The following is a 13,068-nucleotide window of genomic DNA, read 5'->3' on the forward strand; positions in this document are numbered from 1 at the left end:
GAACAGGTGCCGCGAGCGAGGGCTGGATCGATGCCGTCGCTCTATGCAGTGGCTCTATAATGCTGACGGCTGCAGCCTAGCGCCATTCCAACGAGTGAGCCTTGGGTCTGACCGGGCTCTGGCCCAAAAGCCTATATTTTTAGATGACGAAGATGAGTGGGCGCAGCGCAACAGCCCCGTCCATCACCCGATGGCTCCGGACCTTGGGTGCTCAGGTTGCGGCGCCGCCGCGCGCCGCACCAGCGACCAGGTTGATCACCAACTTCGGCAGGCTGCGATAATTGGCGGCATGATATTGCGAATCGGTGGGCAGCGCGTCCTTCAAACGACGGTGCGCCTCGCCCAGCGCGTGATAAGGAACCCCCGGCAGCAGATGATGCAGCGCATGATAGCGCAGCCCTACCGGCGCCCACAGCTCGGGCAGCACGCCAGGCGGCGGGACATTGACGCTGTCGAGAAACTGCGCGGTTACCGTCAGCACGTCGCCGTCATTTTCCCACAGATGCGCAACGAGCGTGCGAATCTGGTTGAGCACCAGTGTCGCCGAAGCGATCGCGCCGAAGATCAGCAGCGCGCGCAGCGGCACCCAACCCAGAACGCCCGCGACGATCAGCAAGGTCGACCAAGCCCAGGCGCCGCCTTCCTGCCACGCCCATTGCCGACGAAACTCGCCCTCGGGCGGGCGGCGGCGGAACATTGGGTTGATGATCAGCCCCGAATAGCGCTCCATCACGATCCGGCGCAGCGGCGGAATCGCGAACGACAGTGGGGTGAGCACGGCAAAGCGGAAGAGCAACGCGAGCGGCGCAAAGGCCGCCGCAACGACGAACAATGGCACCGTCCACGGCTTCATCAGCGCGAGCGGCAGATATTCGGGATCGTCGGCCGTGCCGTATTTGGTGCGGTTATGGTGCAGACTGTGGATGCCTTCATAGAGGAAGGACGGGATCAGCATCGGCACACCGACGAGAATGTTCCACGTCAGGCGGAAACCCGGCAGCGCATTTTTGCGAATATGGGTCAGTTCGTGGATGAAACTGCCCGCGCGATAGAGTGCGAGTACCGCGACGAAAGCAGCGGCGAGCATCCACGCTGCAGAGGGCGCGAAAATCGCCGCCGCGCACCCCGCATAGCCGATAAAGGTCGAGGCGAGAAAATCAGTCCAATAGATACGTGCGCTGGGCGCGGTGAGATCGCGCGTCAATTCCGACGCGGCGCGGATCATCGCCATATCATCGGCAATCGCAGATTTCGGCATCGCCACCCCGGAGGGAGCCGACAGCCGATCGACAAGAGTGTTCATCGCTAACATAGCTTCGCTCTTCATCATGATTTCATGGCAGCAAAATGGCCAAAAGCAGGTCGCCACGGCGGCGGCGATGCCCTAATGCGTCGAGCCGAATATAGGACGCCCATTTCAGGAAACCAGACATGACCGCGCATTCCCAAGGCCCGATCACTATCCACCCTGTCAAAAACAAAGCCGATTTGCGCGAATTTGTCGAGCTGACCTTCCGGCTAAACCGCGGCGATCCGGCGTGGGTTCCCCCACTGAAAGGCGAGGCTTTCGCGCTGCTTACCCCTGGCAAGAATCCCTGGTTCGAACATGGCAAGGCGCAGCTGTTCCTGGCACGGCGCGACGGACGCACCGTTGGACGCATCTCCGCGCATATCGACGAGCTCGCGCTCGCCCAGCCCGCCGAGCAGGGCATGGGGCCCGGCACCGGCAATTGGGGCCTGCTTGAAGCCGAGGATAGCGACACCACACAGACCCTGCTGGACGCAGCCGAAGATTGGCTGCGCGTACAGGGAATGCACCGCGCGCTCGGGCCGCTGTCGATTTCGATCTGGGACGAGCCCGGCCTGCTGATCGAGGGTTTCGACAAACCGCCAACGGTGATGATGGGCCACAACAGCCCACTTTATCGCGGCTGGATCGAGGATGCCGGTTATCGCCCGGTCAAGCAGTTGCTGAATTTCACGGTCGATATCGTCGAGGGCTTTCCCCCGCTGGTGAACCGTATCGTCGCGGCGGGCGAAAAGAACGCGCGCATCCGCATTCGCAAGGTCGACAAGCGCCGCTTCGATGACGAAGCGCGGCTGATCATGGGGATCCTCAACGACGCCTGGTCGGACAATTGGGGCTTTGTCCCGTTGACCGACAGCGAAATCGCCTTTGTCGGCAAAAAGCTGAAAACCATGGTGTTCGAAGATCTGATCCGCGTCGCCGAGGTCGATGGCGAACCCGTAGCCTTCATGATCGTGCTGCCCAACCTCAACGAGCAGCTGATCGACATGGAAGGGTCGCTCCTCCCCTTCAACTGGGCGCGGTTGCTGTGGTGGCTGCGCAAGCCCAAGAGCAAGGCGATGCGCGTGCCGCTGATGGGTGTGGTCAAGAGCCTGCAGAACAGCCGCATGGCGAGCACATTGGCGTTCATGATGATCGAATATATCCGCCGCGATGCGGTGCGCGATTATGGCGCGAAGCGCGGCGACATCGGATGGGTACTCGACGACAATCAGGGGATGAACGCGGTCGCTGCGGCGATCGAGGCGAAGGTCAACCGCGTCTATCAAATCTATGACAAGGCGCTGGGCCCGGACGGGGCCTGATGCTGAAGGTCATCGCGGAAGATTTCATCAAGCCCGAAGCGGTGGAAATCGTCCTGCCGCTCTATCGCGAACTGGTCGAGCAAACGCGAACCGAGCCGCTGTGCATCGCCTATGAGCTGTTCACCGATCAGAAGAATCCCGGTCATTTCATCTTCATCGAAGAATGGCCCGACCGCGCGGCGCTCGATATCCACTGCCGGACCGAGCATTTCACGCGGCTGGTACCGCTGATCAACGCGCACCAACGGCAGGAAGGCACCTTCATCCTGATGGATGCGATCGCCTAAACCTCAGGAGAGCTTCGCCCAGGTCGGAGCGTGGTCGCTCGCCTTTTCACGGCCGCGATGATCCTTGTCGACCCCGGCGCCCTCCAGCCGGTCCGCTAGCGCGGGGCTGAGCAGCAGATGGTCGATGCGAAAGCCATGGTCGCGCTGCCACCCGCCCGCCTGATAGTCCCAGAAGGTCCAGACCCCGCCCGCCGGATGACGGCTGCGCAGTGCGTCGGTCCAGCCATCGCCGAGCAGGCGGAACCAGGCATCGCGCGATTCGGGCTGCATCAGCGCGTCGTTCGCCATGCCCCCGCGCGGATCCCACACATCATCGTCATGCGGGATGACATTATAGTCGCCGGTCAGGATCGTCGGAATCTCCGACGCCAGCAGCACCTTTGCCCGCTCGCGCAGCCGCGCCATCCAGCGCAGCTTGTAGTCAAACTTCGGTCCCGGTTGCGGGTTGCCGTTGGGAAGATAGATGGACGCGACGCGGACGCCGTGCACATCGGCCTCCAGATAGCGCGACTGTTCATCCTCATCCTCGCCGGCAAGCCCGCGCTGGGTTTCGACCGGCTGCGCGCCCCTGGCGAGAATCGCGACGCCGTTGAAGCCCTTTTGCCCATGATAGAGGAAGCCGTAACCCGCCGCCTCAATCTCCTTGGTCGGCATGGTTTCGTCGCTCGACTTCAGTTCCTGAAGGCAGGCGATGTCGGGCTGGGTTTCTTCGAGCCATTCGACGAGGCGCGGCAAACGGGCCTTGATCCCGTTGATATTGAAGGTCGCGATTTTCAGGGTCACAGGCGGACTTCTCTTTCCGTTCGCCCTGAGCTTGTCGAAGGGCCGTTCTTTCCTTCTGCCTAAAAGAAGGACGGTGCTTCGACAAGCTCAGCACGAACGGAAACCGGAAACGATTTTAGATCGAAAAGCTGGACCCGCAGCCGCAGCCCGAGGCCGCGTTGGGATTTTCGACCTTGAACGACGACCCGCCGAGCGAATCGACGAAATCAACGATGCAGCCGCGCACCAGGTCGATGCTGACCGAATCGACGACGAGCTTCACCCCGTCGGTTTCGGTGACAATGTCATCGTCATCGATGCTGTCGGCGAGGCCGAAGCGATAGGAGAAGCCCGAACAGCCGCCGCCATCGACGGCGAGACGCAGCGCGGCATCGGTTCCGCCCTTGCGTGTCGCAATCCAGCGAACGCGCGCGGCAGCGGCGGGGGACAGGGTGATTTCGGAAAGCTGCGTGGCCATGGCCCCAACATAGGGACTTTGGCGCAAATAAAAAGGGCGCCCCGGCCTTTTGACCGGAGGGCGCCCCTCCCTCTCCGACCCAGGAAAGCTATTTTATTCGGGACCGCCCATTGCGAGCTTGTCTCCCGTTAGTGCCGCGATCGCCATCTGATCCGACCGGACGAAAGGCATCGGATTGACCGGAGCACCTTCGATGCGGACTTCATAATGAAGGTGGTTGCCCGTCGAGCGGCCGGTCGAACCGACATAGCCGACGATCTCGCCGCGCTTCACCTGTTGGCCAGGGCGGACGATGTAGGAAGACATATGGCCGTAGCGCGTCTGGATCATGTTGCCATGTTCGATCTCGACATAATTGCCGTAACCGCCAAGGCGCTGGGCGCGGCCGACGATACCGTCGGCGGTCGCGTAGATCGCGGTGCCACGCGGCGCCGGAATATCGATGCCATTGTGGCGCGCGACTTTGCCGGTGATCGGGTGGACGCGCATGCCATAGGATGAAGAAAGCGACATCGCATCGATCGGGCGGCGCGAAGGCACCGCAACCCCGACCGAAGCGGCGAGGCCGGTGTCGAGACGCTTCCACGCCTGGAAGATCGCGCGGGCTTCACTGTCTTCGCTGGGAGCCGGAACACCGGCGGTGAAACTGTCATCATCGGGTTCGTCGGGAACGACGATAGCGGCCGAGCTGCCGGCTTCGGCGGCGTGGACGGCCGGGGTGGCCAGTCCGAAACATGCTGCCGCACAAAGGATGGCGGCTTGGTGCAACTTCTGAGCCAGAAGAGTGTTAATCAAAGCGACGACCCCGCGTTTGCCATGTCGCCAAAGTCTCAAAAGGCCTTGGCGCCGGTGTTTGTTGGTTTGGATGATTGCTCATCCCCCGCGAAGCCTGTGTGCTGTTCCAATCCTTACGAAGCAATAACGGCGTAGAATTCTTGCGTTAAACCGGCATCGTGGCGCGCTGAGTCGTTGAATGGTGGTTTCAACGAGCCGCGAAATCGCGATTTTACGAGGCTTTGCCATGTCACCGCAGGCTCGAATCCCCTTCTATCGCACAGCCAGCCGAACCATGTTGTGCCCGCGCTCACATGCCGGATTTCGTCGACATAGATGCGCGACAGGATCGCCGCGGACACCATATCGCCTGCCGCTTCGAATCGTTCGATCGTTGCCGGGGTGACATCGAGTCCGCGCGCTTCGAGCACCATCGGCACGATCGCAAGCCGCGCCAGAGCGTCATCGGTAGTGATCTGCGCGGCCTCCCAAAGCCCGGCATGCGCCGGCAGAGCCCCATAATGGCTACCGAGCGCGCGCAAGCGCCGGTCGAGCAGCGCGAAATGCATTGCCTCGTCGGCGGCGACCCCGATCCAGTCGTCGACGAAGGCGGGCGGAAATTCGCCGCCGAATCGGCCGACCATATCGACCGCGAGGTCGATCGCGACAAATTCGATATGCGCGAGCGCGTGAAGCAGCGCGATGCGACCGCGCTCGGACCCGCCCTTGCCGCGCTTGGGCATTTGGTTGGGCGCAAGCAGCTCGGGCGCAGCGGGCCATGCAGGCTGGTCGGGCATTCGGACGTCGCAGCGATGAGCAAGCCGCGCCTGCCGCCACGCGCGCGCCAAGCTGCGCGCCGCTTTGCGCTTGTCGTGCGGGTCAGGGGTCAAAAGGACCGCGCGCGCGGCTTCGCCGAGGCTGGTCACAGGGCTTTGGCAGCCTCCAGCACCGCATCGGCATGGCCCTTCACGCGAACCTTGCGCCACTCCTTGGTCAGCTTTCCATCGGCGCCGAACAGGAAGGTAGACCGCTCGATCCCCATATAGGTGCGGCCATAATTCTGCTTTTCGACCCAGGTGCCGAAGGCTTCGCACACCGCGCCCTCCTCGTCGGAGGCAAGGCGGACGGTCAGGCCATATTTGTCGCGGAATTTGCAGAGTTTCGCGGGCGCATCGCGCGATACCGCGAGAACCTGCGCGTTCAGATGTGCAAATTCGGGTGCGAGACGGGTGAAGTCCTGCGCTTCGGTCGTGCAACCCGGCGTGTCGGCCTTGGGATAGAAATAGACGACAAGCGGCGCGCCCTTCATTGCGGCGAGGTCGATCGTCGCTCCGTCGGCGTCCTGGAGTTTGACCGCGGGAATCGCGTCTCCGATCGAAAGGCCGCTCATATTGCTGTCTCCTGTTGGGGGCGTGCGGTGAGCCGAATCGACGCCCACCAGTTGGCGATCTCCTGCCGCGCTGCGTCGTGCGCGGCAAGCAGTTGCGGCCAGCCCGGCTCACCGCATGCGCTGGCGACAAGTTGCCGCGCAGCTGCAGTCGCGGGTTCGCCCTCGGGTGCCGTCAGCCGCAGCATCACGAGCATCCGTGCAAGCAGGCCATGGGCTTCGCAAACTTCCACCGGGACAAGCCCCACCGCTTTCATGCACGCAAGCGCGGCGGCGATATTGGGATCGTGGCACCGGCCACTGGAAAGCTGCGTCACCTGCATCGCAAATTCGAGGTCGACGAGTCCGCCCGGTCCGCCTTTTATGTCGAGCGTACCGTTCGCTGGCTTGTGCGCAGCGATCTTGTCGCGCATCTCCCCGGCATCTGCCGCCAACTTGGCGGGATCGCGAGGGGTCGCAAGCAGGTCGGCAATGACGCGATCGACCTCGGCGCGTGCAGTGTCCGAACCATAGACCGGCCGCGCGCGCAGCAGCGCCATATGCTCCCACGTCCAGGCTTCCTCGCGCTGATAGCGTTCGAAGCTGTCGAGGGTAACGACAAGCGGCCCCTGCGCGCCCTGCGGCCGCAGCCGTGTGTCGACGTCATAGAGCTTGCCCGCGGCGGTCGGCACCGACATCGCCGCGGTCACGCGCTGCGCGAGGCGGTTGTAATAGGTCGTCGCGCCGAGCGGGCGCGGCCCGTCGGATTCGGCGAGATGATCGCCTGTGAAGAGATAGATGAGATCGAGGTCGGACGCATGGGTGAGCGCCCGCCCGCCGAGTCGGCCGAGCGCCAGCACGACGAGTTCGCTATCGGCGATCCGCCCGTGCGCCGCGACGAATTCGGCAATGGTCGCGTCGGCGAGCACGCCGAGCGCAGCCTCGGCGAGTTCGGAATAGCCGCAGGCGATGACGAGCGGATCGGTCGCCCCGGCGATCAACTGCACGCCATAGGCGAAGCGCCGCTCGCCCACCCGGTCGCGCACCCGGTCGAGCAGACGTTCATAGTCGAGCCCGGCGAGCCCCGGCGCCCATTCGGCGCGCAATTGCTGCTTGGTCGCGGGCGCATCGAAAGCGCGCTGATCGATCAGGCCTTCGATCAACTCGACCCGCGCGCTGAGCGCATCGGCGAGCGTCGGCGCGATCGACAGGATGCGCGTCGCAATCTTCGCCAGCGCGGGCTGCGCGGCGAGCAGATGGAAGAAATTGATCGCGCTGGGCAATCCCGCGACCAGCTTGTCGAAGCGCAGCAAGGCGCCCTGCGGGTCGGGCGCGGCGCCGAGCGCCTTGACCAGTTCGGGCAGCACGGTTTCGAGGGCATCGAGCGCGGCTGGGCTGCGCAGCGCGCGCAATTTTCCGGCGCGCCATTCGGCGATGGCGCGCAGCGCGGCGTCGGGCGGGTCGAACCCCGCGGCCCTTAGCTGGACGGCCAGATCGCCCTCGTCGCGCGGCAGGCCCGTGGTCACCGCGCGCTCGACGACGAGCCGGTCGTAGCAGGCGCCGACGTCGGTCACGACAGGCAGGAGCATCGCGAGCAGCGCCGCACCGTCGGCATGGCCATCGAGCCGCGCAACGCAATCGAGCGCTGCAGGCTGGGTCGGCAGGCTGTGCGTCTGCTGATCCTCGATCATCTGCAACCGGTGTTCAATCCGGCGCAGCGTCGCGTAATGGCCCGTTAGCCGCTCAGCGACATCAGCCTCGATACGCCCCGCCGCGGTCAGCGCGGTAAGCGCATCGACCGTTGCCGGCGGTCGGAGCGACGGATCGCGACCGCCGTAAATCAGTTGATGGACCTGCGCAAAAAACTCGATTTCTCTGATACCCCCACGCCCGCGCTTCAGGTCATAGCCGGGGCCAAAGGCCTGCCCCTGCGCGAAATGATCGCGGATGCGGTCGCTCATCGCGCCGATTTCCTTGAGCTGCCGGAAATCGAGGCTGCGGCGCCAGATGAAAGGCTGAATCGCCGACAGGAAACTGGCGCCCAATGCGCGGTCGCCCGCCGAGGCGCGAGAGCGGATAAACGCCGCCTGCTCCCACGCCAGCGCCTCGGACTCATAATAGGAGATGGCTGCATTCACCGGCAACACGATCGGCGTCACTTCGGGGTGCGGGCGCAAACGCAGGTCGACGCGCAGCACATGGCCGTCGGCGGTGCGCGCCGAGAGGATTTCGACCATCCGTCGTGCGATCCGTACCGCCGCTTCGGCCGGATCGTCGCGCGAACGGCGCGGCAGCGTGTCAGGGTCGAAGATCAATATCGGGTCGATGTCCGACGAATAGTTGAGCTCATGACTGCCCAGCTTGCCGAGTGCGATCACCGCCAGTCCCTGCGGCACTTCGTCAGGCAGGCGTTCGGCAAAGGCCGCTGCAAGCGCGGCATCGCAAGCGGCGTCGGCAAAGACCGTCAGATGACGGGTGGTCGCCGCGACGTCATGCTCGCCCGAAAGATCGCCGAGCGCGAGCAGCAGCGCGATGCGGCCGCGCCAGCGGCGCAGGCGTATCATGATATCGTCGTCGACGGGCGGCGGGGTCACCGTCGCGAGTGCCGCATCGGTGCCTTCGGCCAGAAAGCGCGTCACATCGTCGGGATTGAGCTCGGCCAGCCGCGCGAGAAAGGGCGCGTTGGCGGTGAGCCGGTCGAGCGCCGACTGGCGGCAGGGAACATCAAGGATAGTCATCAAACGCCGCTATCGCCCGCGATGCAATGCGAGGCAAGGGCCACGGCTCAACCACGTCATTGCGAGGAGCCGAAGGCGACGCGACAATCCAGAGTGGGCGCAAGCCGCCCTAGATTGCTTCGCTTCGCTCGCAATGACGACGGGTTTGGACGCCGGACAATATCAGGCCGGAACGGTCGATTCGTCGAAGAACAGCACCTGCGAAATCGCCGCGCGCAGCGTCGCCGGCTGATAGGGCTTGGTGAGCAGGAAGGCCGGTTCGGGCCGGTCGCCGGTCAGCAATCGCTCGGGGAAAGCCGTGATGAAAATGACAGGCACTGCCATGCCGGTCAGGATTTCCTGCACCGCCTCGATCCCCGAACTATTGTCGGCGAGCTGAATGTCGGCGAGCACGAGCCCGGGCTTGTGGGTCTTGGCCTCGTCGACCGCCTCGCGGTGCGTCGTGGCGACGCCGACCACGTCATGGCCGAGGTCGCGGACGATCATTTCGATATCCATCGCGATGATCGGCTCGTCTTCGATGATCAGGATGCGCGCGCGCGTCTGGCGGTCGATTTCGTCGGTCGCCTCGGCGATCAGGCCCCGCACCGAGTCGGCGTCGCGGCCGATGATGCGGCCGGTGTCAGCCGCGCTGAAACCCTCGACCGCGGTCAGCAGCAAGGCCTGACGCGCAAGCGACGGGATCCGGCGTAACCGCGCGTCGGCGATCGCGATGTCGGCGGTGACCGATTCGTCAGCGGCAACCCGTTCAGAGACCAGTCCGAAATTGTCATGAACCATCCGGTAGAGCTGGATTCTGAGGTCGCTCTCGATATCGACCGCGTCCGGATGCGCCACCAGCGTCTCGAGCAGGCGCGCGACCAGCGCATCGCCGCTCTGCTGGCTCCCCGAAATCGCGCGGCCGTAGCGTCGCAGATAGGGAAGATGCGGCGCGATCGCCTGACCCAATGACATGTAAAACCTCCTCATACAGGACCGAGCCTGCCTCGAAACCCACGCAAAAGCACGACAATAGCGTGCGCACATCGCCCGCGCCCGACATAATTATGCCATAGCGGAACGATTTAGCCGCAAAATAGTTTCATGTGGACAGAACAAAGGCGCATTGCAGTTTGGTGTGTGCGCCGTTAGCAATAGGTCCTATGTCCAACGGATACTTCGATAATGTCACCTGAATCCGGCCCGTCGCCTCAAAAGCCGGCCGGAAAGGACGCGGAAAAGAAAATCCCCAAAAAGTCGCAGGATGTGAACATCGCCCTGCGCCGGGCCTATGAGTCTGCGGTCGACGAAGTGATCCCGCAGTCGATGCTGGACCTGCTCAACAAGCTGGATTGATCAGCGCTTATAGCGCGCGTCGAAGTCACTCTGGAACGAAGTGAAGCGTCCGGCGGCGATCGCATCGCGCATCCCCTGCATCAGATCCTGATAAAAATGCAGATTATGCTGCGTCATCAGCATCGCGCCGAGCATTTCGCCCGAACGCACCAGATGATGAAGATAGGCGCGCGACCAGGTGGTGCACACCGGGCAAGCGCATGACGCATCGAGCGGCCCCATATCCTCGGCGTGCTTCGCGTTGCGGATGTTGACCGGACCGTCCCATGTAAAGGCCTGGCCGTTGCGTCCCGAGCGCGTCGGCAGCACGCAATCGAACATATCGACCCCGCGCGCGACCGCACCGACCAGATCGTCGGGCTTGCCGACCCCCATCAGGTAACGCGGCTTGTCGGCGGGAAGCTGTGCCGGTGCAAAATCGAGGACGCCGAACATCGCCTCCTGCCCCTCACCCACCGCAAGCCCGCCGATCGCATAGCCGTCGAAGCCAATATCGGTCAGTGCCGCCGCCGAACGCGCGCGCAATGTCTCGTCGAGCGAGCCTTGCTGAATCCCGAACAGCGCCGACCGTTCGGCATGTTCGCCCCCGGCGTCAAAACCGGCGCGGCTGCGCGCCGCCCAGCGCATCGAACGATCCATGCTCGCCTCGGCGCGCTTGGCATCGACGCCGTTCGGCGGGCATTCGTCGAACGCCATCACGATGTCGCTGCCCAGCAGGCGCTGGATTTCCATCGAGCGTTCGGGGGTCAGCATATGGCGCGAGCCGTCGAGGTGGCTCTTGAAGGCGACGCCTTCCTCGCTCTGCTTGGTCAGCGCCGACAGGCTCATCACCTGATAGCCGCCGCTGTCGGTCAGGATCGGGCGATCCCAGCCCATGAAATTGTGAAGCCCGCCCAACCGCGCCATCCGCTCGGCGGTGGGGCGCAGCATCAGATGATAGGTGTTGCCAAGAATGATGTCGGCGCCGGTCGCGCGCACTTCGGCAGGCCGCATCGCCTTCACCGTCGCCGCGGTGCCGACGGGCATGAAGGCGGGAGTGCGAATCTCTCCGCGCTTCATCGCGATGGTGCCAGTGCGCGCAGCGCCGTCGGTTGCGGCGATCGAGAATGTGAATCGGTCGGTCATGGCGCGCGCCTATGGCGGGCAAAGTGCCAAAAGTCGAGGCGGCGACCGATCCTCCCTGTGCCGTAGGCATGGGGAGGTGGCAGCGCGAAGCGCTGACGGAGGGACTTTGGCGCTGACGTTGCGGCCCCTCCACCGCCGCCTGCAGCGGCGGCCCCCTCCCTATGGCTTCGCCACAGGGAGGATCTGGACGGAGCTATTCCTTAGCCTCCTCACTCGAAGGCTCGTCAGCCGCAGCCTTGGCTTTCTCCTTCGGCTTCTGCTTGTCGAAGATCGCCGCGAGCTCCTTTTTCTTCGCCTCAGACAGACCTTCCTCGGCCTCGGGGAACATCTCTTCCTCCTCTTCGTCGATATGGTGGAGGTAGCGGTGCTTCATCGTGCGAAAGCGGGTCAGCCAGCCGGTCGAGGCAAAATCCATCTCGTAAAGTTCGGTCAGCAGATCGTCGATTTCCTTATGCTCGGCGACGCTATGCTGCGCCTCGTCGCGCAGGTCAGGCTTGCCGAGCATTGTCGCATAGAGCGACATTTCTTCCGACGCCGCATGCGCGGTCACCTCGATGCGAAACGCCTCGAACAGCTTTTCGCGCTCGGGGCTGTCGCCGTGGGTGTCGTCGATCTGCCCCAGCAATTTGCGGTGGCGATCATGATCGGCCTTCAGCCGCGCGAAGATTTTGGTTTCGGCCATGTCCTTCTCCTTGAGGAAAAGAACGGTTTCCGATGCAGGGGGTTCCGGTGCGGGGCCGATCAGTCCGCGATATGCGCGTCGAACCAGCCGACCAGATCATCAAGCACCACACCCTGTTCGGGCTCGTTATAGATTTCGTGGAACAAGCCGGGATAGATTTTGAGTAGCTTGTCGGCCGACGAAACATGCTCGAACAAATAGCGCGAACCGTCGGGGGAGGTCAGTCGGTCCGCCTCGCCATGCTGGATCAGGATCGGCAGCGTGATTTCAGGCGCCCCGGCCTGCGCTGCAGCCATAGCATCCATAAACTCCTTGCCCAGCCGCGCACCGATTTTGCCCGGATAGACGAGCGGGTCAGCCTGATAGGCGGCCACCACCGCAGGATCGCGGCTCACGCCCTTGGCATCGAGCGCCAGAACGCCGAGGCGCGGGAAGAAGCGCGACAGAAAACGGCTGATCCAGACGGTGAAGCGCGACGGCGGGGCGGCAGGCAGTATCGCGGGGCCCGACAGTGCCGCGGCAACGAACGCCTGCTGCCGCTCGATCAAAAACAGGGTCGCGATCAACCCGCCCATGCTGTGCCCAAGCAGCAGGCGCGGCGTGTCGCCATGATTGACTTCAACCAGCGTCAACAACTCGGCCATCCCGTCGGTGAAGGCCGAAAAGCGCGGGACGAAACCGGGGGTGCCGTCCGACCGGCCATGTCCCCAATGGTCGATCGCGTAAAGCGCATAGCCGGCATCGGTCAGCCGCTTCGCAACATGGTTATAGCGTCCGGCATGTTCGGCATAGCCATGGGCAAGCAGGACGATGGCGCGCGGGCGGCCTTCGGGCAGCCAGTGAGTGACGTGCAGCTTTGCGCCGGCGCCCGCCGATCCTGCGGGCAGAATCACCGCGCCCGCCGCCAT

At 63.8% G+C, this 13,068-nt stretch carries 14 protein-coding genes; 3 read left to right on the forward strand and 11 right to left on the reverse strand.

The features are described 5' to 3' along the window. Positions 1 to 211: 211 nt before the first annotated feature. The gene (locus tag CDQ91_RS14250) at positions 212 to 1,258 is read right to left on the reverse strand and encodes a fatty acid desaturase family protein (protein ID WP_237245990.1); all 1,047 of its coding nucleotides are present in this window, start codon (positions 1,256 to 1,258) and stop codon (positions 212 to 214) included. 173 nt (positions 1,259 to 1,431) lie between these two features. Between CDQ91_RS14250 and CDQ91_RS14255 the strand changes: the two genes are divergently transcribed. Together CDQ91_RS14255 and CDQ91_RS14260 are read left to right on the forward strand one after the other, a co-directional pair. Then, a complete protein-coding gene (locus tag CDQ91_RS14255) occupies positions 1,432 to 2,613 on the forward strand; it encodes an N-acetyltransferase (protein ID WP_088473401.1) in 1,182 nt (393 codons plus the stop codon). Next, positions 2,613 to 2,900 (forward strand): putative quinol monooxygenase, encoded by a 288-nt coding sequence (locus tag CDQ91_RS14260; RefSeq protein WP_088473402.1) that lies wholly within the window; start codon positions 2,613 to 2,615, stop codon positions 2,898 to 2,900. The genes CDQ91_RS14255 and CDQ91_RS14260 overlap by 1 nt, the downstream gene beginning before the upstream one ends. Before the next feature lie 3 nt (positions 2,901 to 2,903). Here the strand turns inward: CDQ91_RS14260 and xth are convergent, their stop codons facing one another. The 7 genes from xth to CDQ91_RS14295 all read right to left on the reverse strand — a co-directional run bounded on the left by xth (position 2,904) and on the right by CDQ91_RS14295 (position 9,972). Continuing rightward, complete coding sequence (xth, locus tag CDQ91_RS14265) at positions 2,904 to 3,677, reverse strand: exodeoxyribonuclease III (RefSeq protein ID WP_088473545.1); 774 nt, start codon at positions 3,675 to 3,677, stop codon at positions 2,904 to 2,906. A 121-nt stretch (positions 3,678 to 3,798) separates the two neighbouring features. Beyond that, positions 3,799 to 4,140, reverse strand: a complete 342-nt coding sequence (erpA, locus tag CDQ91_RS14270) for an iron-sulfur cluster insertion protein ErpA (RefSeq protein WP_088473403.1) — start codon at positions 4,138 to 4,140, stop codon at positions 3,799 to 3,801. A gap of 93 nt (positions 4,141 to 4,233) precedes the next feature. Further along, a complete protein-coding gene (locus tag CDQ91_RS14275) occupies positions 4,234 to 4,908 on the reverse strand; it encodes a M23 family metallopeptidase (protein WP_237245991.1) in 675 nt (224 codons plus the stop codon). A gap of 140 nt (positions 4,909 to 5,048) precedes the next feature. Further along, complete coding sequence (locus CDQ91_RS14280; RefSeq protein WP_088473405.1) at positions 5,049 to 5,840, reverse strand: ferritin-like domain-containing protein; 792 nt, start codon at positions 5,838 to 5,840, stop codon at positions 5,049 to 5,051. Then, a complete protein-coding gene (locus tag CDQ91_RS14285) occupies positions 5,837 to 6,304 on the reverse strand; it encodes a peroxiredoxin (protein ID WP_088473406.1) in 468 nt (155 codons plus the stop codon). The genes CDQ91_RS14280 and CDQ91_RS14285 overlap by 4 nt, the downstream gene beginning before the upstream one ends. Then, positions 6,301 to 9,018: a bifunctional [glutamine synthetase] adenylyltransferase/[glutamine synthetase]-adenylyl-L-tyrosine phosphorylase gene (locus CDQ91_RS14290; RefSeq protein WP_088473407.1), complete on the reverse strand. Its 2,718-nt coding sequence runs from the start codon at positions 9,016 to 9,018 to the stop codon at positions 6,301 to 6,303. Before CDQ91_RS14290 ends, CDQ91_RS14285 begins: the two co-directional genes overlap by 4 nt. Positions 9,019 to 9,180: 162 nt before the next feature. Next, positions 9,181 to 9,972 (reverse strand): response regulator, encoded by a 792-nt coding sequence (locus tag CDQ91_RS14295; protein WP_088473408.1) that lies wholly within the window; start codon positions 9,970 to 9,972, stop codon positions 9,181 to 9,183. A gap of 210 nt (positions 9,973 to 10,182) precedes the next feature. On the opposite strand from CDQ91_RS14295, the gene CDQ91_RS21320 reads away from it, so the two are divergent. Then, positions 10,183 to 10,353 (forward strand): NepR family anti-sigma factor, encoded by a 171-nt coding sequence (locus tag CDQ91_RS21320; RefSeq protein WP_158213688.1) that lies wholly within the window; start codon positions 10,183 to 10,185, stop codon positions 10,351 to 10,353. On the opposite strand, the gene tgt is transcribed toward CDQ91_RS21320, so the two are convergent. The 3 genes from tgt to CDQ91_RS14310 form a co-directional block, all read right to left on the reverse strand. Further along, the gene (gene tgt, locus CDQ91_RS14300; protein ID WP_088473409.1) at positions 10,354 to 11,478 is read right to left on the reverse strand and encodes a tRNA guanosine(34) transglycosylase Tgt; all 1,125 of its coding nucleotides are present in this window, start codon (positions 11,476 to 11,478) and stop codon (positions 10,354 to 10,356) included. Between the two features lie 193 nt (positions 11,479 to 11,671). Continuing rightward, positions 11,672 to 12,160 carry a hemerythrin domain-containing protein gene (locus CDQ91_RS14305; protein WP_088473410.1) on the reverse strand — a complete coding sequence of 163 codons (489 nt, stop codon included), beginning with the start codon at positions 12,158 to 12,160 and terminating at the stop codon, positions 11,672 to 11,674. 59 nt (positions 12,161 to 12,219) lie between these two features. Further along, positions 12,220 to 13,068, reverse strand: coding sequence for an alpha/beta hydrolase (locus tag CDQ91_RS14310; RefSeq protein WP_088473411.1), 849 nt, complete (start codon positions 13,066 to 13,068; stop codon positions 12,220 to 12,222).

Source organism: Sphingopyxis witflariensis, assembly GCF_002205635.1.
Classification (GTDB): domain Bacteria; phylum Pseudomonadota; class Alphaproteobacteria; order Sphingomonadales; family Sphingomonadaceae; genus Sphingopyxis; species Sphingopyxis witflariensis.

What these genes read in the sequence shown, in the direction of transcription:
- CDQ91_RS14250 (WP_237245990.1), bottom strand. Translation starts at nt 1,258, where the DNA reads ATGCCGAAATCTGCGATTGCCGATGATATGGCGATGATCCGCGCCGCG.
- CDQ91_RS14255 (WP_088473401.1), top strand. Translation starts at nt 1,432, where the DNA reads ATGACCGCGCATTCCCAAGGCCCGATCACTATCCACCCTGTCAAAAAC.
- CDQ91_RS14260 (WP_088473402.1), top strand. Translation starts at nt 2,613, where the DNA reads ATGCTGAAGGTCATCGCGGAAGATTTCATCAAGCCCGAAGCGGTGGAA.
- erpA (WP_088473403.1), bottom strand. Translation starts at nt 4,140, where the DNA reads ATGGCCACGCAGCTTTCCGAAATCACCCTGTCCCCCGCCGCTGCCGCG.
- CDQ91_RS14285 (WP_088473406.1), bottom strand. Translation starts at nt 6,304, where the DNA reads ATGAGCGGCCTTTCGATCGGAGACGCGATTCCCGCGGTCAAACTCCAG.
- CDQ91_RS14290 (WP_088473407.1), bottom strand. Translation starts at nt 9,018, where the DNA reads ATGACTATCCTTGATGTTCCCTGCCGCCAGTCGGCGCTCGACCGGCTC.
- CDQ91_RS14295 (WP_088473408.1), bottom strand. Translation starts at nt 9,972, where the DNA reads ATGTCATTGGGTCAGGCGATCGCGCCGCATCTTCCCTATCTGCGACGC.
- CDQ91_RS21320 (WP_158213688.1), top strand. Translation starts at nt 10,183, where the DNA reads ATGTCACCTGAATCCGGCCCGTCGCCTCAAAAGCCGGCCGGAAAGGAC.
- tgt (WP_088473409.1), bottom strand. Translation starts at nt 11,478, where the DNA reads ATGACCGACCGATTCACATTCTCGATCGCCGCAACCGACGGCGCTGCG.
- CDQ91_RS14305 (WP_088473410.1), bottom strand. Translation starts at nt 12,160, where the DNA reads ATGGCCGAAACCAAAATCTTCGCGCGGCTGAAGGCCGATCATGATCGC.
- CDQ91_RS14310 (WP_088473411.1), bottom strand. Translation starts at nt 13,068, where the DNA reads ATGGCGGCGGGCGCGGTGATTCTGCCCGCAGGATCGGCGGGCGCCGGC.